The organism is Clostridium fessum, assembly GCF_027698965.1.
Taxonomy (GTDB): Bacteria; Bacillota; Clostridia; order Lachnospirales; family Lachnospiraceae; genus Otoolea; species Otoolea fessa.
Window position 1 is genome coordinate 419841 of sequence record NZ_JAQEQF010000001.1, and the last position, 22585, is coordinate 442425.

The 22585-nt window shown below is 36.3% G+C and carries 18 protein-coding genes; 1 reads left to right on the top strand and 17 read right to left on the bottom strand.

The genetic code is table 11. The annotated features are described in order from the left end of the window. Positions 1-27: 27 nt before the first annotated feature. The 6 genes from PG862_RS02015 to PG862_RS02040 are packed head-to-tail and all read right to left on the bottom strand — an operon-like array spanning position 28 to position 6732. A complete protein-coding gene (locus PG862_RS02015) occupies positions 28-1407 on the bottom strand; it encodes a lipopolysaccharide biosynthesis protein (protein ID WP_270706292.1) in 1380 nt (459 codons plus the stop codon). 13 nt (positions 1408-1420) lie between these two features. Then, a complete protein-coding gene (locus tag PG862_RS02020; RefSeq protein ID WP_408639987.1) occupies positions 1421-2188 on the bottom strand; it encodes a glycosyltransferase family 2 protein in 768 nt (255 codons plus the stop codon). A 16-nt stretch (positions 2189-2204) separates the two neighbouring features. After that, complete coding sequence (locus PG862_RS02025; protein WP_270706294.1) at positions 2205-3536, bottom strand: sugar transferase; 1332 nt, start codon at positions 3534-3536, stop codon at positions 2205-2207. Further along, a complete protein-coding gene (locus PG862_RS02030; RefSeq protein ID WP_270706295.1) occupies positions 3533-4675 on the bottom strand; it encodes an O-antigen ligase family protein in 1143 nt (380 codons plus the stop codon). Before PG862_RS02030 ends, PG862_RS02025 begins: the two co-directional genes overlap by 4 nt. Positions 4676-4697: 22 nt before the next feature. Continuing rightward, a complete protein-coding gene (locus tag PG862_RS02035) occupies positions 4698-5585 on the bottom strand; it encodes a glycosyltransferase family A protein (RefSeq protein ID WP_270706296.1) in 888 nt (295 codons plus the stop codon). Beyond that, complete coding sequence (locus PG862_RS02040) at positions 5572-6732, bottom strand: hypothetical protein (protein WP_270706297.1); 1161 nt, start codon at positions 6730-6732, stop codon at positions 5572-5574. Before PG862_RS02040 ends, PG862_RS02035 begins: the two co-directional genes overlap by 14 nt. A 156-nt stretch (positions 6733-6888) precedes the next feature. On the opposite strand from PG862_RS02040, the gene PG862_RS02045 reads away from it, so the two are divergent. Then, positions 6889-7716 (top strand): glycosyltransferase family 32 protein, encoded by an 828-nt coding sequence (locus PG862_RS02045; RefSeq protein WP_270706298.1) that lies wholly within the window; start codon positions 6889-6891, stop codon positions 7714-7716. Between the two features lie 53 nt (positions 7717-7769). Here the strand turns inward: PG862_RS02045 and PG862_RS02050 are convergent, their stop codons facing one another. The 11 genes from PG862_RS02050 to PG862_RS02100 form a co-directional block, all read right to left on the bottom strand. Next, a complete protein-coding gene (locus PG862_RS02050) occupies positions 7770-11447 on the bottom strand; it encodes a PIN domain-containing protein (RefSeq protein WP_270706299.1) in 3678 nt (1225 codons plus the stop codon). A gap of 33 nt (positions 11448-11480) precedes the next feature. Continuing rightward, positions 11481-12272 (bottom strand): glycosyltransferase family A protein, encoded by a 792-nt coding sequence (locus tag PG862_RS02055; protein WP_270706300.1) that lies wholly within the window; start codon positions 12270-12272, stop codon positions 11481-11483. A 42-nt stretch (positions 12273-12314) separates the two neighbouring features. Next, the gene (locus PG862_RS02060) at positions 12315-13409 is read right to left on the bottom strand and encodes a hypothetical protein (RefSeq protein WP_270706301.1); all 1095 of its coding nucleotides are present in this window, start codon (positions 13407-13409) and stop codon (positions 12315-12317) included. Positions 13410-13434: 25 nt separating this feature from the next. Further along, positions 13435-14472: an N-acetylneuraminate synthase family protein gene (locus PG862_RS02065; protein ID WP_270706302.1), complete on the bottom strand. Its 1038-nt coding sequence runs from the start codon at positions 14470-14472 to the stop codon at positions 13435-13437. Positions 14473-14528: 56 nt separating this feature from the next. Continuing rightward, positions 14529-16130 carry a cytidylyltransferase domain-containing protein gene (locus PG862_RS02070; RefSeq protein WP_270706303.1) on the bottom strand — a complete coding sequence of 534 codons (1602 nt, stop codon included), beginning with the start codon at positions 16128-16130 and terminating at the stop codon, positions 14529-14531. A gap of 15 nt (positions 16131-16145) precedes the next feature. Beyond that, on the bottom strand, positions 16146-17546 hold the full coding sequence (locus PG862_RS02075) for an oligosaccharide flippase family protein (RefSeq protein WP_270706305.1): 1401 nt from the start codon (positions 17544-17546) through the stop codon (positions 16146-16148). A gap of 15 nt (positions 17547-17561) precedes the next feature. Beyond that, positions 17562-18545 (bottom strand): glycosyltransferase family 2 protein, encoded by a 984-nt coding sequence (locus tag PG862_RS02080; RefSeq protein ID WP_270706307.1) that lies wholly within the window; start codon positions 18543-18545, stop codon positions 17562-17564. A 15-nt stretch (positions 18546-18560) separates the two neighbouring features. Continuing rightward, the gene (locus PG862_RS02085; RefSeq protein ID WP_270706308.1) at positions 18561-19676 is read right to left on the bottom strand and encodes an EpsG family protein; all 1116 of its coding nucleotides are present in this window, start codon (positions 19674-19676) and stop codon (positions 18561-18563) included. Positions 19677-19781: 105 nt separating this feature from the next. Beyond that, complete coding sequence (locus PG862_RS02090) at positions 19782-20822, bottom strand: polysialyltransferase family glycosyltransferase (protein ID WP_270706309.1); 1041 nt, start codon at positions 20820-20822, stop codon at positions 19782-19784. Continuing rightward, complete coding sequence (locus PG862_RS02095; RefSeq protein ID WP_270706310.1) at positions 20819-21733, bottom strand: ATP-grasp fold amidoligase family protein; 915 nt, start codon at positions 21731-21733, stop codon at positions 20819-20821. Before PG862_RS02095 ends, PG862_RS02090 begins: the two co-directional genes overlap by 4 nt. Further along, on the bottom strand, positions 21733-22584 hold the full coding sequence (locus PG862_RS02100; RefSeq protein ID WP_270706311.1) for an HAD-IIB family hydrolase: 852 nt from the start codon (positions 22582-22584) through the stop codon (positions 21733-21735). Before PG862_RS02100 ends, PG862_RS02095 begins: the two co-directional genes overlap by 1 nt. Between the last annotated feature and the right edge of the window lies 1 nt (position 22585).

Consider the following 22585-nt stretch of genomic DNA (forward strand, 5'->3'; position numbering starts at 1 on the left):
ATCTAAGATAGCTATCATAAAACATTTCTATCTGTGAATCGAAACAAACTTCAGGACAAAATGTAATGCACATATGCCAGCCACCGCTAACATCAAAAGATTCATCCACAAGCCGCATGCCAAATATATCATAACCGAAATAACTGCCAGCGGAAGCAGAAAAAAGCAGTACCTCCATCCCGGATGATAGACTACCTCACGCCGGATCGTCCGCATCCGCATCCAGTCGCTGACCAGATACCCTAAAAGCAGAGACAGATTCGCCGCCTGAATCCCTAGGACGCCGACAAAAACCTGCATACTGACGATATTCCCCACGCAGGCCGCCAGCGTCGATACAAACATCAAATCATTGCGCTTGTACGTGCTGATGATATTTCCCAGAAACGTGTAAAGAATCCCCGCCAGCGTCGCCGCCATGCTTAAAGGCACCAGATTCCGCGCCCCCTCATAACTTGCGTCCACCAGAAATGGAAACACCACCGAGATTGCCGGAATCAGCCCGCAAAAGCCATAAAGAAGCGCCTGAATGCAATTCTCCGTCGCCGCCTCATAAAAACGGCCCGTGTCCTGATCCCGACTGTACTTTCCATACGCCAGCTCCTGCCACGCCATCGAAAAGCAGGACGAGACAATCAGAAGCGTCCCGCCAAACTTTGCCGCGATCGCATAATACCCGTTCGCCGTCTCCCCCAGCCGGTTCGTCAGGATAATCCGGTTATATCCCGTCAAAAGCCAGTAGCAGAGCGAATTCACACAGAGCGGTAAAGAAAAACGAAACAGCTGGCGGATCATCTCCTTCGTCATGCAATGTCCCCGAAACGCCCGCAAAAGCGTTACCCTGCGTTCCAGCATCACACACTGAACCAGAATTCCACCTGCATACGAAATATAAAGCGCCCGGTAATCCATCCGAACCACCACAATCAGGAACACATTCAAAAGCGCATTCACCAGCGTCGCCACGATTCCCGAGGTTGCAAACAAAGCATTATGCCCGTACGCCCTCGCCAGATATCCATACAGACTCTGCAGCACCATAAAAAAACCATACGCAATCACGCCCGGCAGATATTCCATCCCGTTCCAGATTCCAAACAGAATCATCGCCGCCAGATACAGCACCGAAGAACCAAGGAAAATCACCGTTCCACTGCAAACCACGTTCTGTTTCTCCCGGTCTGACTCCTGCTCAAAGAAAAACTTCATGATACCCGTCCAGATGTCCAGAAAAAAGAAGGAGGCAAACAGCGTCGCATAATTGATGTTCAAATCATAACGCCCGTATGCCTCCGGCGCAATATAAGCCGTATAAAGAGGAAGCAGCAAAAATGATACCAGCTTCGTCCCGATCGTCCCGAGAAAATAGATTCCGGTACTCTTAATCAATTTTTTTATCTCATTCATTCAGCCTCTCCTGTCACACCTGCTCATGCCCAGAAATTCTCCGGCTCTTTCGGATCCCCGCATACTTCTTAAGCCCCCTTACCGCATAGCACCACTGATAATAGCAGCAAAGCAAAAACGGCAGCTGAATCTCCCGGTACACACGCCAGTTCATCCCTGCCGCTTTCCATTTATTCCCCGATTTCGAAGCCGCGCTCAGCCGGTAAATCAAAAGCGGCTCATTTACGCCGACCGCTTCCATCTTCCGCTCCTTAAGGATACGCAGCCACACGACAAAATCCTCATGAATCCGGCGCCCCTGCATCGGATACACCGCTATCAGCTCTTTTCGAATCAATACCGAAGAGCAGGAAACTACATTCTGCTTCGCCAGCTCCCCAAAGCCGATCCGCTCTGGGACCGTGAGAATATAATCAAGCCGCTTTCCCATCTCATCCATAAACGCAGAACCGGTAAATAAAAACGAACTCTGCTGCCGCTTAGCCGTCTCCAGCTGCCGATTCAGCTTCTCCGGCTCCCAGGCATCATCGCTATCCAGAAAAGCAATCCATTCGCCCTTCGCCAGTGCAACTCCCCGGTTGCGCGTCGCCGCCACGCCCAGATTCTCCTCATTTTTCACATACCGGATCCGGGCGTCTCGCTGCATCCATTCCGTCGCCATCTGCGCCGTTCCATCCTCAGAAGCATCATCCAGAATCAAAAGCTCCCAGTCCCCATATGTCTGATGTACAACCGATTCCACCGACTCATTCAAATACTTGGCCGCATTATACGCAGGCATCACGATACTAACCATCCTACTTCACACCCTCCGTGCTGTCTGGTGAAAATACAATCTTCGTCGTCAATATAAGCAGCTGAATATCCTGCCACAGCGAATAATGTTCCACATAGTACAAATCCAGCTTCAGCTTGTCATACGGAACTGTATTGTACTTGCCGTAGATCTGTGCATATCCGGTCAATCCCGCTTTCACGTGCATCCGGTAATCAAATTCCGGGAGGTCCTTCTCATACTCACGCACCAGCTCCGGTCTCTCCGGTCTGGGACCTACAAACGACATATCGCCCTTCAGCACATTGAAAAGCTGCGGCAGCTCATCCAGACGCGTCTTCCGGATCCACTTGCCAACCGGAGTGATACGGTCATCCAACTTGCCCGCCAGGCGCGCCACACCATCCTTCTCTGCATCCGTGATCATGCTGCGGAACTTGTAAATCGAAAATTCCTTTCCATACAGGGAACACCGGGTCTGCTTATACAGAACCGGTCCCCGGTCATATAGATAGATTGCAAGCGCCGTCAGAAGCATAAACGGCCATAAAACCAGAAGCAGCAGTACCGCCATCACGATATCCATCGCCCGCTTCACGATCCTCTGATCGATCGAAAGCGCCTCGCCCCGGATCAAAAACAGCGGCGTATCAAAAAAGTGCATCATCTCCGCACCCGATAAAATCAGGTCAGACAAACTCGGCATTGTATAAATGCGGATACGCTTTCCATAACACTTCTTCAAAATCCGGTTTCGTGCGGCATTCGGGATATCCCAGAGCATCACTGCATCATATATATCTACCTGATCCTCCAAAGCGACCGTCTCAATCTCATCCGCCGAAACCGCCTTCACCACCTGAAACTTATCCCGGCGCTCCGCCAGCTTCTCCCGCGCCTCCTGCTCCTTCTCCCGTCCATACACCAGAAGAACCTTGTGTGGCGGGAACAAAAGCCGGTACCAGTGCAGCACAAGTTTCAGCCAGACAAGCTCAAACACAAACGCCAGCACCGTCGCTGCCAGAAGCGGTTTCACCGTCGGAAACTTGTACGCCAGAAGTGCGATCTCCGCATAAAAGAACACATTCGCACAGATCGTCGCAAACAGATGCGATAACATCGCATCCCAGCGTTTAAAATATCCGACGCGGGTCGCGCCGTAGATGTGCATGAAAAGAAGAAGCACAATGGCATAGAGGGACATAATGTAGATGTGCCCCTTTACCCAGAATGCGATTCGAATCATCGAATTGTAGTAGCGCCACCATACATAGCCGACCAATAGTACCTGTACAATCACATTAACAGCTGTGACCAGCAATGTATAAAGACGTCGTTTTGTTTCTGAAGTCATTCCTTTTTCTCCTGTATCTTATCCGGATCGGATGCCAAAACAACTAATATCAAAGACCATATCATAAACTCTGGGGTCCAGAGCAGATCCATATCAGTTACGCTTTCCCAGAAGACCGCCATCACACCGGCTATCGCAGTAATAAACAAATGATTTCTAGGATGTATGCGGTACAATTTTTCCATTTTCCACCAGATATATGCTACAACTAATGCAAAAACGATTACACCATGAATCACAAAAATATCCAGCATCGCATTGTGTACATTAAAATCAACCCAACTCTTAATTGTAAAATTAGTGCCCGTCCCCCATAAAGGATGTTTTATGAAGCGCTCCAAAAATTCCAGCCAAATCGATTCACGCCCCGAAAATAAACGCTTTCCAAAAATTCGAATCACTCTATCTGGGTCTATTACTTTCCATGCAGCAACATATAAAATTGTAAAAATCACTGACCCCACCGTCAAAATTCCAAATGCTAATTTATACAATTTTTCTTTCTCCCACCATGCTGATGGAACAAAATATTTCATCACTGTAAAAAATAGCAATGCCAATGCCATTCCTCTTCCATGGTATAAAAGCAACTGTCCTGCCGACACTATAAGCAATGCGATTTCCAGAACATTCCGCGCCATTTCATTCTGCACCCAACGTTCCAGAAATGTCAGCAGCACAAAAGTCAAAAAGGCAATCACGGTGCCCGCCATGTTTGGATTTCGCTGTTCTGTTGTCAGAAAAGGCCAAAAAAGCCATTGTAGGTACGCCAGTACACAGGCACACATCATAATACACTGTGGACCAAATTCCCATTCCCAGCGATCACTCATATATAACAGCAGCACAAGATTACATATTGTAAAAAATGCCCCTGGCTTCGAATCTGCCAAAAACAGACAAATGATCGTAACCATTAAAATAATACATACATAATTCCATTCCTTATCTCTTAACAATATCATTTTCTTGATATCCGAAAAAAGCAATATCTGAATTACTAAAATAAGAAATACCGACAATGCCGTATTTGAAATAAAAAAATCTGGAAATGAGAGGCATGACCAACATGCCAAAAGCAGCCATGCCCATAAGACTGCACTCCCCCAGTTCCCTAAATGTTTCATTTTATCATTCATTGATTCTCTATACTCCTGATTTTCACAAACGTCCCATACAAAGCAACAGCCCAGCTGCAGGTACCGCTGCCAAGCGCTCTAGACGAGTCCCCGGCACCGCCTCTTTCACAGACTTCTTAAGCTTACAGGCAAAACAAACCGCATGTACCTGATATTTATAACGTAATAACGACTTTTTAGTCTGCGAAATCCGCTGCTGATAGTAAAGCAGCCACCCTTGCGGGTTCTCCCGCCTCAGTTTTTGAATCTGCCTGGTCAATCCATCCTGCTGATATTCACAAATCATAAGAATTTGCGGCACTACCTTATAGCAATACTTCTGATCAATCCGATCATATACAACCGCCTCCGGCACAAATGTTTCACCCTCAAACTCTGGAAACAAAAATTCTCGAAGTACAGCCGTGCGAAATACCAAAACATACTCTCCTTGAAATCCTTTCTGCTCCAGACCAGTCAGAGAATCCGCTTCCACCTCTGGGAACAATTCTCCATTCAACGTATATTCCTCATCCCGACCTTTGTAAGCGATCAGCCCCGCATATTGCCTCTGCACTTCTTCTGGTATTTCCTCCCATTGCTCATATATAGTCTTCACTGCATTCGGAGTCAAACTATCATCCGAATCCAGACACACAAACAATTCCGTATTCGTCTGCATAACCCCTTTATTATGTGCCCGCATTTTTCCACCATTTTCCTGATAGACATAGCAAATTTCAAAATCTGCTTCCAGCTTCCATCGTTCAATCTGCTGCCGCGTTCCGTCTGTCGAACCATCATCCACAATCAGCCAGACAAATTTCTTATTTACCTGGGCACATAAAGAAGCATACGCCCGCTTTAATAAAAATTCTCGATTATAGGTTGGCGTAAACACCGTCAATAAGAGGCTGTCATCTCTCTTCAACGCCATTCTCCTTTTCTGTTCTTTTTTGATGTTCCAATACTAAAATTAAAAAGAAGACCGTGCTGCATGGCGCAACAATATAGTAATTTTCAAATGTTCCCATTATAATCATGCCATAGAGAATACTAATCGCCATCGCTGAACGGGTCCACCATTTCACATCATCGCCTGTTTCAAATAAACCTCTCAAACGTTTTACAAAGAAATAAAGTGCAAATAAAAACATTGAACCACCATGTACAAACAAGAGATCCAACAATGCATGATGTACTTCCTTGTAATGGAGCTGCGGAACTAAACGTTCAAAATCTGAACCAACTCCGATAATTGGATGTTGAATATACAATTCGCCAAAGGCAGACCAGATCACATCACGTCCACTCATTACCTTCTTTCCAGCAAATCTAACAGCCGTCATAACCCCCAGCTTTGATATAAGCAAATATCCCAGCGGAAATAATAACGAACACGCCAATATCAGATATACACTCCAGCGCTTCTTTGGAAAACAAAAATACATTCCAACTGCTGCTATCACCCCAAGCACAGTTCCTCTTGCATCCAAGCGAACCGCCTGCCAAAGGATAACCGCCATTGCCAAAACGAACAGCCCACTCCAGCTACGTTCTCCTATTTTGTCATGATCTCCTAAAAGCCATCGCATTCCATACAACCAGAAAACTGCAGCCGTATAGACAATTCTAGATGCCCCATTGGAATTAAAATCCACGTTTCCATATGATGCACGTTTGTAAAATACCCAATACAACACAACCGCCGCACAAATAACCGTCAGACTTAACACCATATTTCTTGAAAATTTTACCTTGTCTGCCAAGTACAGCATCAAAAGGAAATCTGCAATTGTGAAAATAGCTCCCATATGCGAGTGAGCCAGCACCAGGTTCACCACCGCCAATATACATCCGATTACTACTAAATACAATTCATAATCCCTATTTTGTAGTCTTTCCCACCAGTTAACCTGACTAAAAAACAGCAATGCTAACGAAACAAAAAAGATTAGATTCGCATACCACAAAAAGACATCCTGCATTGACTTATTTATCCAACATGTCAGCATAATCACAATGAATATTAGCACTGCCAGCCAATCCATTGCTTTACTCCACCACTTTTTTTCCATTTTATACCTCCAAGTGTATTTTTTCGCGTTAAATACACTTAATTATAAATCCTTGCCTTACAAAAGGCAACCAAACAACGAAGCAGATTGCAGGATTTTTCTTCCTGTGATACTATAATCAAAACTAATTATTTTCCCCACTGTGAGGTAGCATATATGAATCAAACTTCCATCCCAAAAATTATCCATTTTTGCTGGTTCAGCGCCGATCCAGGTACACCGTATCCTGAACTTGTTCAAGAGTGTATCTCCAGCTGGAAAAAAACACTTCCCGATTACACTATCATGGAGTGGAACGCTTCCAACGCTAATCTGAACGCTTGTGATTATGTCAAAGAAGCCTATGCCGCTCAAAAATATGCCTTTGTCTCTGATTATGTACGACTTGATGTGCTCAACCGTTATGGTGGAATCTATCTTGATACAGACGTCATGGTTATGCGCTCTTTTGATTCACTCTTAAACAATTCCGCATTTGCCGGATTTGAAACCAATGTCTCCGTCGGAACCTGTGTGATCGGTTCTCAACCTAGCAATCCGCTAATTCAGGAAATGTTAGAAAATTACCATCATCGACATTTCATACTCCCTAACGGCTCTTTCGACACAACGCCAAACCCAGTCCTTCTCACAAAACTCTGCCGGGCAAGAGGACTGCAATATATCGATCAAGAGCAATCTCTTCCGGATATCCACATTTACCCGATGACTTGTTTTGGTCCGTTCCATCCCTATCGAAAAGAAGGTGAACTGTTTTCCGATAAAACGTACAGTAATCATTTATTCAATGGAGCATGGATTGACTCCGAGACTAAAGCGGCTATGTTGTATACCCGGAAATTCAAGCGTGTTTTAGGTGAACATTTGGGTGGACATTTAGGCGCATTATTATATCGAATTCGGCATGATGGTTTTTTTAAAACTATGAAAATCTATTGGGCTAAACTCCGCCTTATTTATCTACAAAAAAGAGGGATCCGTTAATCGGAATCCCTCTTTTGGCATAACTTTCTGAAAGCTACGGACTAAAAGACATTTCAACTTTCTCCATCTTTCTCTGACATTTCACGCATAAAATTTTTTCTAACCGCACTATACGCAGCTAGCAAATTACCATAAAATTTTTTCTTCATCTTACCATCCAGTATATTTTTCTTCAACTGAACTATCTCTTCGTCTGTCCTAGCCATAAGTGGAATATATATATAGTTAGTTTTCGATAATTCCATTATAATGGGAACAACAAAATCATCGTTCACATTATGTCGTAATAACGAAACAAAGTTTATATTTCTGATTTTCCCATATGTAGCTATTCTTCTAAAAAATAAATCATCGCATAATAAAGTTGCTTGTTCCTTCTTAGCAAGCAAAAAAGAATCCAAATGAATTAAATTCAAACGGAGTGCAGCAATAAATTGTTCCCCATTGATATCATCTATAGAAAATTCTATACGATCATCATCTGATATATTTACTATCTCACATTCAGCACAAAAATCTATAATCCTCTCCCATATTTCAGCTTGAGATACGTCATCTTGGATTAAGGTTAACTGATCATTTACATTCGTCAGTTTCCCTGATGCCATAAAGCTTGTCTCTTTCGCCTTTCTATATCTCTCAGCAAAAAAATTCATATATGATGCAGGAAGAATCAATTTATTTCTAATCTCCTCAAGCACATTCAGTATATTCATAAAACTTAATAATACCAATGTAGATAATGCTGGAACATATCTTTGATTTCTTTCATCCTCATATGTCCAAAGTCCCGTATAAAACGCCTGATCCTTTGTATAAAGAAGCATTGATAACGCATCTATATATCGATCATAATCACCATTTGTAAAAGAATCTATAGGTAAACCCATTTTATTTTTTTTAAAGTGATATAAGTCAAGCATAGCTTCCGTTTGCTCCGTTTTATCCGTCACCGACTTGATTTTTTTTATTAGCTCCTCTGGTTTTTCCGATGACAACACAAGCACAGCTCCACCAAATTTCTCTGGATGCTCACTAATCTTTCCAAAGATAAAACCTGCCGTATAATCTACTCTAGATTGAATATTAATGAGCCGATAGTTAACATTTTCAATTTTCAACATCTGATTCAGGCTACTACCTTGTAATTTCAGATACAAAGAGCATCCCGACGGAATATGTCGAAGCATTAAACTTCTATTACTTGAATCAGAAAATTCACTCTCCGAGTCGAGGCAAAGTGTAATAACTTTCGCTTTCTCTCCGTTTCTAGGATTACCCTCTTCTAGTGTAACCACACAATTATTTTTTACTCTTGTCAATTCGTTTCTATCGTGATATCGATTAAGGTTCTGATTGTAGTAACCAAAATAATTTTTGTATATTTCATAATTATCAATACCATTTAAATAATATAAAGCTTTATATGCATAGAAATCAGCCTCTTCCATTTTACCCAAGCGCAACATAGCAAACGCAACCGCCATACAATATTCCGGCTCAACGGAATTACATAGTACAGCAAGATATGAGGTATATGCGTTAAAATCCGTCTCATTTCTTTCCAAAAGCATAGCAATAATATCTCTTGCCAAAATTTCTTCATTTGTGATTTCAAAAAGTTCTTTCGCATATTTCAGCATACTAAATCTTTTCCCTTTGGCTTCTGCACAAATATATTTTATCTGCAAAAACTCTTTTCGTGATACATTGGCTTCCAAAAAAATATCCGCAATCAATTCAGCAGATTTCAATTTTTCAGATTTATTTAAAGACTTTTCATACCCAATAAGCTCCCTATTAGTAGCAGCAAACACAGCTTCATATATTTCTCTGACAATATAATACTTTACCTCTACTATATCATGGATACTTTTTAATAAAGTTACTATAAGAGCCAATTCGCCAGCATGCGACAGAATCGAAATCAATTCTTCTTTCTGCCGAAACACAAGTTTATCCATTTCAGTATTTACATGCCTCTTTATAAGAGGAATAACATCATCTTCTAAATATTGTTTTTCATGTACACCTAAAGCAATATCAATAATCCCCTCAAGATTATCTTTCTCCTCAGACAAAGCTTCTTTTAGTTTTTTCTTATAAGCATCTTTATCTTCATAATACAAAGCTCTCAAATATAGACCATTAAGTTTCGTATGCATTGCAGATGGAGTGACTTCTTTATATGCTCTTACCACTCCCGCATAGTCATTACATAACAATTTACATATCAAATATCTGCAAGCAATATTTACATTATTTTTCCAGTCCAATCCTGCATATATGCCCTCAGCAGTTTCAATATTACCATTCATCTCTAAACAGAGTGCATATAAATATTTCACTACTTTCTCGTTCTTAACATCGTTTGGAAATTCCTGATATTTCTCAATAGCAGCTTCAAGATACTCTTTTTCATTCATTCCAAGGTTATATGCACTTTCAAGATATATCATTGCAACAAGACTTTTATTACCCCTGTATTGTGTATTGTCTTTTAACAAATCAAGCTGTTTAATTAGTTCTATCAATCTCTCTCTCTGCTCATAATGACCTTCTCTCCACGCATCGTTAATGCTCTTTATCTCTGCAAGAATCGAATACAAATGATGGCTTTCTTTGCGACTTTTCTGATAGAGCCCTTTCAAAATTTCTGAAGCCTGATTGTATTTTTGTAAATTAAACAAAGCTAAACCATAATACTGTTTAACTGTATCTAATATTTCCGAAGATGCATCATCCACGATTTCTTTACATAATACAATTACCGCATTCCATAACTGTGATGAAAACATTTTATCCAGAACAAGCGTCTGACTCTCTATGCGATGACTAGCAAATGTATATGTACCAACCGGTACCGGATTTTTATAATACTCTTTCATCCATGACAACTCACCCTTATCTTGCTCCGTAAGACCATCAACTAAGAATTCACTCTCCTTATTATCATGTAATTCCATAATTAGCTTATAGAACAAGAGTGTTTCATAACCCACAACTCCTGTAAGTTTATATGCAAAAATTTTATCTAATTCTTCCCTAAGTTTATCAAAACGCATGTCCAAAACTAATGACTTGCATATTTCGATTTTCTCCTGAACAAGAGCTTGAATCAACGTAATATCAATAACTTGTTCATTTGGCTTAATTAAACTGGAATTATACTCCCTATCATTTTCATTATGAATAACAATACCTGCATATATCTGCTCCATCTGAGCATCGCCAGGTCTTCTACGAGGTAAGAAAAAATAATTAGCTATCTCTTTATACTTCATAACCAAATCCAATACTTCCGTATTAGAAATAGGATGTAGCTCAATTTCCGAAGTTTTTAATTTTTCTTTAATATCTATATATCCTTTTGCCGTAGTTGTAAGTGTTTTGTTGCAAAAAAGATATATCAAATCAAGTTCATTTCCATAACATTTTATAGCTTGATCCATTGAATTTTTAATTTGAGAATAACTTACTTTATCTTCAAAGTATTTCGCTTGAAAACTAATTTTTCTTCGTTTCGAACCATCTAAATGCTGTGTTTCTAAGATTGGAAGTACTTCAACACCAGGAGTATTGTGATTCGAATGTGGGAGGTCTCCCTTTTCTAAAAATTCCAAACGGAACAGACACCTTGACATATCCTCAAAAGATTTGGTTGGATCGTCATTGCACACAGCGAATTGGGGCCATGTTAAATTAGGGTAATTCTTATCCCGTTCTACCATACACAACTTCCCCCTTTCTTACCTTCTCGCTGCTTACTTTTCAGCATTTTGTTTTTCCAGTCGGTATAATCGTCTTCCCTCAAACATTGCAGAAAATGCCTCTATAAAACTCAGACTGTCCTTATATAATTTATGTTTTCTCAATGCAAACTGCCAAATAAGTGCCCATGACCACCGTGGCGTCATCGCATCAAAGCTGGCCCCTCTTCCCAACATATATTCTCGATCAAATCCCGTATTCCATGTCGACGGCTCATAACGTAATTTAGCAATCTTTATAGGCACATAATGAATGTTAAGTCCACGCCTTAGACACTCGTATAAAAAAGCATTCTCTTCTCCCATTTTAAATCGAGTACCCGCACCGATATGTTCGTCAAACCAAATACCATTTACTCTTTCTCTACGGAAAGAGATTTCATACGATATAGCCTTTCCACTGGAAAGATATCCTATCCTACGCCTTTTAGGAAAACACGGTACTGGATTAATTGGTGATTCTACATGAAATATAATTCCATCATATTCTGGATGTTTTTCGTATTCATTCAAAATCAACCGTTCATAATCAGGAACATACTCTACATCATTGTCACAAAGAATCCAAACATCTCCCGTTGCATGACGGATTGCCATATTACGGCTTTTACTTAATCCGCGCTCCGTACTTTCAATATAGCAAATATAACGATTATTATCGACTACATTTTGATAAGTATTCTTTTCACATTGATTGACAACTACACAATCACTGACTATATTTAATGAATTAATATAATCATATCCATTTAAATACATTGCAGATAATAATATTTCTAATTTCATATGTCCTTTTCCATTCTTCTATCATAAAAGGATATTTATAAATTATATATATTTCTCATTCATTAACAAATTGTTTAAATGTACCATATATTTTTTACTTCCTCTTTTATTAAGATGACAGTGATCATAGAAATTCCAGAATCCATAATGTAAATCAAAATCATCGATCACTTTTATTTCATCGTTCTTTCTTAACTTTGTGTAAAATATTCTTTTATTGGCTTGTATTTGCATTTTATGTGTGATAGTAAACAATGAATTAAATGGCATTACAAGAACAACTATTTTTGCATTAGGACATATTTTTTTAGCCACTTTCAAAAAATCATTCCAATATGTTACATTTTCTTCAACCGTTTTTTCAAAATACTGTGACCAAACTTTATCTTGATTTAAAACACTAGAGCGCACACTTACATATTGATGATATACCCATTTTATCGGTCTCATAAACCAGCTATTTCCTCTCGGTTTTTGTTCGTCTACACAGGGAGAGAGAAAATATTTATAATACAATTTAAACATCGATATTATTTCTTTTTGCTTATCGTCTTTTCCAAAATTATGATAATTATTTATTATTTCAAAATAATTCAGTTTTGTATGAACAAATCCATCAAAACAAGATAAATCATAATTAAATATATAATACGGCAATTCGATGATGATTTTTTTGATGTTTTTTAATTCTCCACCATTATTTCTTCCTAATAGTTTTAAATAACTCAAATGTAGAAATAAATCCATACTAGGAGCAGCAACTTTATAATACACTCCATCTTTTAACTCGTTTACATTAATAGCTGACTGTGAATGTGACATACCAAAAATCAACGAATCGACAGAATTATCATATTGTGCAATTGGATTATAAAATGTCACTCCACTAAACAGCTCATATCTAAGCACACATTTTTCAGGAATACCAAAAGACTGAAGCACCTCATACTCTTTTTCATTAGCAATGAATAATATTTCATCTCTTGAATTTTCTATTTGCCTATGGAAATCACTAATTTTTTCCATATAATCTATTGACTCAATATCAATCGCACAAGAATCGATTAGCGTTTTATCTCTTACATGACTTGCTATCTTACTAATTCGCTCTTTATTTCCACATAGAATAATTCTCATAATACTCCCGCACAATCCCCCCCCTTTAGATCATATCCCAAGTAAGAATTGTATCTTCATCTAAATTCTTTACAACCTTACGGCCAACTACAATTTCAACATATTCAGGAGAAATACCTGTGCCCGGGCGTTTTGGCATTAAGTCTTCTTCCCTAATCACTTCTCCGGCCTTCATATTTCTTGTAAGAACCAATGATCTACGAGCTTCTCTTCTTGGAATAAGTTCACAATCAAGGACTGTTTTGACACCAGATCCAAGCACAGTGTCAATCCACTTAAAATTTGCAATTGCTTTCTTGAAATCTTCCACATCGCCTGCATGATAATGGTCATTGCCTGGAAGTGTTTTATCTAATGTAAAATGCTTCTCTATCACTTCTGCTCCAAGCATATACGCTACTGCTAAAGTCATCATCGTATCATCCGGTGCAACATGATCGCTAAAGCCTACTCTTACATCCGGAAAATCCCTTTTAAGAGTTTCTATGATTCTAAGATTTGCATTCATAGGAGCTGTAGGATATGAAAGCACACAATGTAAAATAACAATATCTTTACAACCCACTTCTTTCAGTGCCCTTATCGCCACATCAACTTCTGACAAATATGCAGCACCTACAGATATATATACAGGCTTCCCTTTAGAACCAATATGACGAATAAATGGAAGATTTGAAAGATCCGAAGAAGAAATCTTATAGAAATCAACCATATCTTCAAGATAATCAGCAGATGCATAGTCAAATGGTGTCGATGTAAAATCCATACCTTTTGCATGTGTATAATTACACAATTCTCTGTACTCCGTTTCTCCAAAACTATCATGCTTTAAAAACAACTCATACTGGGTTTTTGTAGGTTCTTTTGTTGTATCCCAGTAAGCAGGTGAATTTTTAGATACAATTGTGTTTGCCTTATAGGACTGAAATTTTGCACAATCAACACCTGCCTCTGCGGCTTTATCAATATATAATTTTGCCGCATCAAGCAACGAAATTCCTAATACTTTAGCTGTATCATAAAAATTCACACCCATTTCTGCAATTACATACGGTTTATTCATTTCATTACACTCCAATCTTTATTATTATATATCTTCTTTCATTTGACAGGGCTTCTTTACAATCCATTAATTAACCCCATTACTCTCCTACGTCCGCCTCTCAGATCATGACTTAAAAGCATATTATGGAAACGTAATCTACTTTCTTTTGACATGGAAAGATACATTTTTATATTACTTTCAATTATCTCATCTGCCGGATTTAAGCCAATATACGTAAATCCATTCTCATTACAAACAAATCCATGTTTTTCCTCTCTGTGATTCTGAGCCATTGAGATTGACGGAATTCCTAACATAGCAAGTTCATATCCTGTTCGTCCTCTTGAAGTAATCCCCACATCACAACTACTCATTAATTCAGGCATATTTGAAACATCATAAAAAACTTCGATATTATCGTATTTATTATACTCCATTAATGACTTAACATTATACTTAGCTCTTCCTAAAACAACCACAAAATGATAGTCTTTATACTCCGGTTTAACCACCATATTCAAAATTCTATCAGAATAATTCTGTGGATCTGCCCCACCAAATGATACAAATACTCGTTTTACATTATCTTTAATTTCAATAGGTTCATAGAACATAAATGTCTTTCCAGATATATAATATTTTTCTCCGGCATAAACCTGCGGAAATTCCGTCTCGTTAAAAAGTGCATTAAACACAAGATCTGCTTTAATAATGCCCTCTCCATCATCCTCAAAATTCACAATCTTTGCATTTGGAAGAGCCGTTCTAAGACCAATCATATAATCAATTGTTGTAGTAAGTATATCATTAATAAAAATAGTATAATTATTTTCTTTGCATCTTTCAAACAATTCTCCAATCCCATTCACCGGGACAAGATTATGAGTTGTTTTTCCAAACACTCTAGGATTGGTCTGATTAATGTCATAGTAAATATCTGGTTTTACATAAAATTCGTCAGCAATCTCAAGTGCTCTATAAATATGTCCAATACCACGTTTATTATTACCATTCACGTAAATCGCGACCTTCTGATGTTCCAACGTCGCTGCTACACTTCTAAGATCCTCAAATGTATCAACATCCTGTGCTTCATCTTCTGGGACTTCATATACATCAACTTTTTCGCCAATTCTTGTTTTGGGTGTAACTACCGATGCTTTTGAAATCATAAATGCTCCTGTCTCCATATAGCACGGTGGTAAATATTGACGGTTAAGTCTCTCTACATAATTAGGAATCTTTTTTCCATTTTTCTCTCCCCAAGATAAATGTGGTGCATTAATTGCTGAAATAACTGTATCTAATTCATTTTCTATCGCATATTTTATCGCTCGATCTAATGTAGATACACGGAGAGTCGGTGACGTCGGTTGCATTGTAACCACATAAGAAAATTCTTCATCTTTTGGAATAGCATCCGCTATAACCGCATCCAATGTAACAGCATCCTCGCAAAGGGAAGAATCTCTCCACTTTACTTTTGCTCCCATCTGTTCAGCAATAATTCTAACCTCTGGTGAATCAGTAGATACAATTACATCCGTAATCATCTGCGAATTTAATGCATTTTTGATTGAATAATAAATCATTGGATGTCCACCAATAATTCTTATATTTTTATTAGGTATACCTTTTGAGCCAGCTCTTGCCGGAATAACTGATAAAATTTTCATTTCCATGCCTCCCTATTACCATATAGTTTTACGTTTAATAACTGAACAAAGCATTATTAGACCATCGATAACTGCTAGTCCCCATCGAATAATTGGAAAATCATATACAATCACATAAGCAAATATTGCGACTATGACTATCACAATTATATTCGGCAAAAAGAGACTCAGCGAATACGGATAAGCTTCTTTATCCAACCTTATTGCTCCAACGTAATGGAATATCCAAAGCAATATATAAGAAATAACAGTAGCAACTGCTGCTCCTAATATTCCATATTGTGGGATTAATAACGCATTCAATACAATATTACATAATCCAGCACCTACAGTTCCTACCGCTATACTTTTTGTTTTTCCCTTATAGTACTTGTAATTAATAGGAAAACTATATAAAAAAGTAAAAAAAACACCTACCGCCAAAAAAGGCAGTGCTTTAGCTTTAATTGTATACTCATCTCCAGCATACCAACTTAAAACCTCAGGTGCAAGTAACAAAAAGCCGACTGTTAAAAACGAAAACAAATTCACATAATTTTTTGTTTTAGCTCTAATATTTTCCAACTTTCTTGTTTTTAAATCTTCGTAAAAGAAAGGCACCCAAGCAGTATTAAATGCATCCATTAATATACTCAAAACATTTGTTAATGTAAAAATAACGCTATATATTCCAACCTCTCTCAGTGAACCTATTTTTTGAAGCATAATTCTATCACTTTGATTTAAAATCAAATTTGATAAGGCATGAAAAACTATAGGTATTGAGAACCCCAGTGTATACTTCCAGTATTCTTTATTAAACAGGGTTCTCCCTTTAGCCAATATAAAAATAATACTTCCTGAACCCATAACGATTGTTGGCAATGCGCTACCTACTATTCGACCAATATATTTATTATCATACTCTTGAATAGAATTAATAAACCATATTGACAAAATTATATTCGTTAGTGATAATATTAATGACACAAAAAAATTCTTTTCAGCTTCTTTGTCAAAACTCCATACACCGGTAACAATATTTACGCCATAATTAGTCAATGCATGAATCAGCATAAATCCTACAATTACTGGAGGTAGACCCATAAACGATGATATTCTATTCTTAAACATCAAAAATATCAGCCAAAGCTCAGCAAACATTACAAAGCTCAAAAAAATATTACTTGAAAGGAATCTACATCTTTCTTGTTTATCATATTTCATGCTCACATTTCCAATTATTGACTGTGTTTGTAAACCAACAAAAATCAAAACAATCGATTCCCAAGTTAAGTATAATGAAAACAAGCCAAAATTTTCAGTTCCCAGCATCCTTGTAAAAATAGATACCACAAAAAAATTAATTCCATTTAATAAAAATTTTCCAGCAAGATTAAATGCCACAATTCTATTGCTACTTTTTTCTTTCGACATCCTTATTACCTAAATTCATGATTTTATTTTTATCCACATTTTTGTTAATTGACAAATATATTTTGCAGGTAAATATTTAATTAATATAGCACGAATATCATTTTTCTTTATCAATGGATTATTAGTAATGTACTGCTTACGTATATCCATCATAGTATAAAAATCCTGGCGATCTTTCCGCTTCAACATTGGCGGATATTTAAAATAAAACTCCCAAAACCTTCGTATAAGGACTTTATTAAGGCAAACATTAAACGGTTCGCTCAAATTTACTTTTATTTTCTCGTACCATCTATCATAAATTTCGAGCGTAAGCTCTATTTTTTTGGGATTTATAGTATTCATCAAAGAACCTTGTCGCCCCATTCGATATAAATAATCACGATTCTCATTGCTTGATACTTTCTTTGCAAATTCAAAGCATCTGGGAGTCCACTCCTGATCTTCAGAATATTTAAAATATTCATTAAACTCAAGATGATTCTCCGTCAAAAAATCTTTTCTATATAACCCACGAACCCCCATCATCATCATTTCAATATGATTATGAATTTCTATAAATGCTTCTTTCCCTGTTTTATTTTCAACCCATTCTCTTTTCACAATATCACCAAATGGAACTGTACTCTGGGAATTATTATCATAGAAATATGCCATTTGTCCTAAAATTATATCACAGTTGTCAACTGCTCTCTCAGCAAAATGTTTTATAGCATCAACCGTTAATTTATCATCACCATCTAAAAAATAAATATATTTACCCTTTGCATGATTCATTCCTGCATTTCTTGCTGCCGCAAGACCACCATTAATTTTATGAACCACAAATATATTTTCATAGTTTTCAGCGTAATAATCACATTTTTTTCCCGAATCATCCGTAGATCCATCATCAACTAATATACATTCCCACTCTTTATAAGATTGTCTAATAACACTAGAAACGCACTCATCTATATATTTAGTAATATTAAATACAGGTACAACAATTGAAATCAATATATTTCCTCCGCTCTATTCATATGTCGATATATAATAATCCAAATATGCTGGCACCATTTCCTTATTAAATATCGTGTGAAATGCAAAATAATGATTATCCCATGAATACAATACATAAAATCCCGAAAACAAAAGCAATGCAATTTTAATGTATAAAACATATTTTCTACTAAGCGAAATTTTAGATATAAAATTAGGAATCAAAAAAATTACAAATTGATAAAAATATAATGATACACGTATCAGTAACCAAAAATTAAAAGCCAATACATTTATTACCAAACCAGCAGATAATAACACTAAATAAGAATATATTCTATAATCATTATTAGGCAATGTATATTTGATTTTATAAGTACAAATAAAAATTATCAAATATGCAACAAACGAACCAATCGCATACAATTTCCCCACACTTGCGCCTGAATATGTAGCAAAATTCTCAAAATATTTTGTATATCCCAGAAAACTTGCTTTTGTTAAAAAATGCATTATAAATGGCAATGCAACCGTAATTGCTAAACAAATTCCAGAAAAAGCGCATACTGTTCTTTTGTCCATTTTAATTTTCAACACCACAGGATACAACAACGTCGGAAATATCGCTGTCGTATGAAAAAAGCACGCCAATAAACATAGCATGAAATACTTAAAATATTTTTTCCCCCACAGCGCATCGTACGCAAACAGTAAAAGCATCATAGCAATTTGTTGTTTTAGAATATTATTTGCTATCATAAAATATCCCATCAAAAAATATACAGCCACGCTCCACTGATAATTATCAGAATGTTTTCTGATTTGAACAATTATTGTCCATGTACTGATTATACTACATATTATAAAAATCAAATTATGTTCTACTGGCGTACCCCATCCTATAATACTAGTAAATGATTTTACCAGATAGGAAATAACATATAACCCAGAGCCAAAAAAGCCACGCTGTATAAGGATATCCTTTACTCCAGTGTAATCCGTCAAAGCTCGATTATATATTAATGAATATGACCAGTAATCAGAACCAAAATTCATTTTTATAGCAGCGATCAATACCATAACAAATGCAAAAAAAACATCTTTTGTTCTATTGTCAATTTTTTCAAGAGAATACCCTCCAAAAGTCATTCTCCTTCGTGATCCTAATAATACAATCATAGTCACACTAAACACAATGTATAATATCGTAAATGATATATAATATTTTATCCTAACCATTAACCATACCCTTTCTCAAATTCCGTTTAACATTTTCTCAAATTCATCAAAGGATTTGGGAATTAAGACATTTGCATTCTGATATATCGAAACAAACTTTTTTATAAAATAATCAATCCGCCTATATTCATCTTCAGATAATGCATCTCTGTATAACTTAAACAATAAAATCATTTTAGGACATTTGCCAAACATAATAGTTGGTTGAAAAATCGAAGTCGAATGAATTGCAATCAATATATTATTGTCATCTATCTGATTTTTACATTCCAATTCCCATTGATTCCTAATTATATCATAGCAATTACCTATATTACTCTTATTCATTCTTGGATGTAGTCTAACAATAACTCTCCCAAGCAATTTTTTTGTTTCTAACACATGATTAAATTTTCTATCTAATTCATATCTTTTATCATCTAGTTCTCTAAATGAACACGGTTGCTCAAGTATTATTATTTTCCCACTATAAATGTGATTGCTTTTATAGTGAAATACATACTCCATATCTTCAGAAAATTGAAACGATATTTTCTTCTTTTTCTCTGATGCTGTACTTTCACATAACTCTGGGCTGTACACATACAAGCTTTCCGCAAAAAAGATTTTTTTTCTTGGATGTGATAACTTTAATATCATACGTCGTTTAAAACTCATATAGTCATTACCCAAAATATTTGAATAGTAGCTACCAATCCCATCATCAATAAGTATAAACTTGCTATAATTAATAACCGAATACAAATTTAGCGCTATTACGGTATCTAAAGATGCCGCATAAAAACAATCATAATGGTGAAACTTAACGCCCAATTTTTTTAAATGTGATCTAGCAAAAACCATATCTTTAACTTCTACTATTACACTTTGACGTTCGGCAGCCACTTCATATATATTCGAAAAAAGTCCACGTTCCCTAACTCGTCTAATTAAGTCAAACGAACCATAGAAATTATGATAAATAACCAAATCCGCTTCTTGATATTTAAACTCTGACATAATGTTTATTATCGTCATCAATTGATACGAAGTATCGCAATAAAAAAGATTTCTCATACCATATCATCCTTATATTGAGTCAAATCAATCCATGAAGCAATCTTTTGATCGTAATCACGATCATAAATATTTACAATCCCACCACTGCTAAAAAAAGTCAATTCACCAAAATAAATTTTACCATCCACATTATATAAATCCACCCTAACATGTGGAAATGGTTTACAAAGCCTATCTACAATTTTAAACATATCATCTATATTATCGGGCAAATTAGATCTAGCTTCCTCCTCGCTCAATGTGCTCATTTTCTTAAAATGATAGTCAATAGAGTGTAAGGCTCTATCAAATTTATGATTTCTCACTTGATGCTCAAACTCTCCACAAGAAACCATAAAATACTTCATCTTACCTCCAAAACAGTAAAACTTATAATCAATAGGTAAATTTCCATTTTTATCTCGAAGTACCTCTTCACAAATCACCATAGGTCTTATCCGATCATATACCCACTCTCTACAATCAAAATAATAGTTCAATTTAAGTACTTCCGCGTAAAATTTACGTAAATATTTATAATTTGGATTATCAACCTTTTTCACTATTTTGTTATTTCCCGAAACGTGATTTGTTTTAATAAAAAACTCATCTGGCAATTTCCGAAAATCTATATCGTTGGCGTTTCTATATACTCCGTATATCTTTTTTAATATATTCCCATATCCACAAGCTTTAACATATTCTTGTACATAATATTTATCTGCACAAAGATTTTCTAAAGGATTTCTATAATGCAGCATAAGAAATAAAAGTTTTTCAGAAAAATCTCTGGGACTATCTAAATCAGCTTCTTTTCCCTTTTCTTTTTTATATTTTCGTTTTAAGTATTTTTCGTCTGAGCACAATACATGATTTATTGTTCTCACATATCTAGCCATTTTTTTTAACCATATATTCTTTTGTGCCATCAAAAAATCCCCCTATCATAGTTCAAGAGAAAAGTCAAGACTCCATTATTTTGATTACTTTCAGTTATATATTTTGCTCTATCTTTCACTTTTTTTGTTGCGTTTAACATAGCCACAGATAACGGAAATGTTTCAAATACATCTATATCATTCTCGTCATCCCCAAAAACTACTATGTTATTTTTATTAAAATGCAATATGTTCAATAAATATAAAATAGCATTTGACTTATTCATTGTTTTCATTCGAATATCAACTTGTTTTTGTTCTATTAACGTAGCATGTATATTGTTCATGTTTTTTAAACAGCTGTCAACCGATTCGACATCTCTTGTATGTACAATAATTTTTTCAATTTCTAAATTAATTTTTTCAACACCATCAATGCTTATATTTTTATAATTCTCAATCCCTTTTACTAAATAATATAAATTTCTTAATACCCCGCCCATTCCCATTTTATTAATCACAATAAAATCTTTTGTTTCTGTTACTATTGTACATTTTTTATTTAATTTATCTCCTAATAATAAATGACAAATTTTTTTAACAATAGCCCTATTAAAATTTTCCGAAGACCATATTTTTTCTCCATTTGAGTTATAAATATATTGTCCTCCTGATGAAACTACAAATATATTTTTCTGAGCCATAGCAGAAAACTGCTTAATATAAGGGCGTATTTGCATATATTTTCTTCCCGAAGCAAAAATTACATATTTTTTTTCTTCAAGAAAGTTATTAAGATAATTTATAGTATCACTATCTATCGATTTACTATCATTTAATAAAGTTCCATCCAAATCAAGGCCTATTACCTTAACATTATTACGAAATTCTTCTATATTCATT

What these genes read in the sequence shown, in the direction of transcription:
- PG862_RS02040 (WP_270706297.1), bottom strand. Translation starts at nt 6,732, where the DNA reads ATGGAAAAAAAGTGGTGGAGTAAAGCAATGGATTGGCTGGCAGTGCTA.
- PG862_RS02085 (WP_270706308.1), bottom strand. Translation starts at nt 19,676, where the DNA reads ATGACTTTTGGAGGGTATTCTCTTGAAAAAATTGACAATAGAACAAAA.
- PG862_RS02020 (WP_408639987.1), bottom strand. Translation starts at nt 2,188, where the DNA reads ATGCCTGCGTATAATGCGGCCAAGTATTTGAATGAGTCGGTGGAATCG.
- PG862_RS02055 (WP_270706300.1), bottom strand. Translation starts at nt 12,272, where the DNA reads ATGAAATTAGAAATATTATTATCTGCAATGTATTTAAATGGATATGAT.
- PG862_RS02050 (WP_270706299.1), bottom strand. Translation starts at nt 11,447, where the DNA reads ATGGTAGAACGGGATAAGAATTACCCTAATTTAACATGGCCCCAATTC.
- PG862_RS02100 (WP_270706311.1), bottom strand. Translation starts at nt 22,584, where the DNA reads ATGAATATAGAAGAATTTCGTAATAATGTTAAGGTAATAGGCCTTGAT.
- PG862_RS02015 (WP_270706292.1), bottom strand. Translation starts at nt 1,407, where the DNA reads ATGAATGAGATAAAAAAATTGATTAAGAGTACCGGAATCTATTTTCTC.
- PG862_RS02070 (WP_270706303.1), bottom strand. Translation starts at nt 16,130, where the DNA reads ATGAAAATTTTATCAGTTATTCCGGCAAGAGCTGGCTCAAAAGGTATA.
- PG862_RS02095 (WP_270706310.1), bottom strand. Translation starts at nt 21,733, where the DNA reads ATGGCACAAAAGAATATATGGTTAAAAAAAATGGCTAGATATGTGAGA.
- PG862_RS02030 (WP_270706295.1), bottom strand. Translation starts at nt 4,675, where the DNA reads ATGAATGATAAAATGAAACATTTAGGGAACTGGGGGAGTGCAGTCTTA.
- PG862_RS02065 (WP_270706302.1), bottom strand. Translation starts at nt 14,472, where the DNA reads ATGAATAAACCGTATGTAATTGCAGAAATGGGTGTGAATTTTTATGAT.
- PG862_RS02025 (WP_270706294.1), bottom strand. Translation starts at nt 3,536, where the DNA reads ATGACTTCAGAAACAAAACGACGTCTTTATACATTGCTGGTCACAGCT.
- PG862_RS02090 (WP_270706309.1), bottom strand. Translation starts at nt 20,822, where the DNA reads ATGAGAAATCTTTTTTATTGCGATACTTCGTATCAATTGATGACGATA.
- PG862_RS02060 (WP_270706301.1), bottom strand. Translation starts at nt 13,409, where the DNA reads ATGAGAATTATTCTATGTGGAAATAAAGAGCGAATTAGTAAGATAGCA.
- PG862_RS02045 (WP_270706298.1), top strand. Translation starts at nt 6,889, where the DNA reads ATGAATCAAACTTCCATCCCAAAAATTATCCATTTTTGCTGGTTCAGC.
- PG862_RS02075 (WP_270706305.1), bottom strand. Translation starts at nt 17,546, where the DNA reads ATGTCGAAAGAAAAAAGTAGCAATAGAATTGTGGCATTTAATCTTGCT.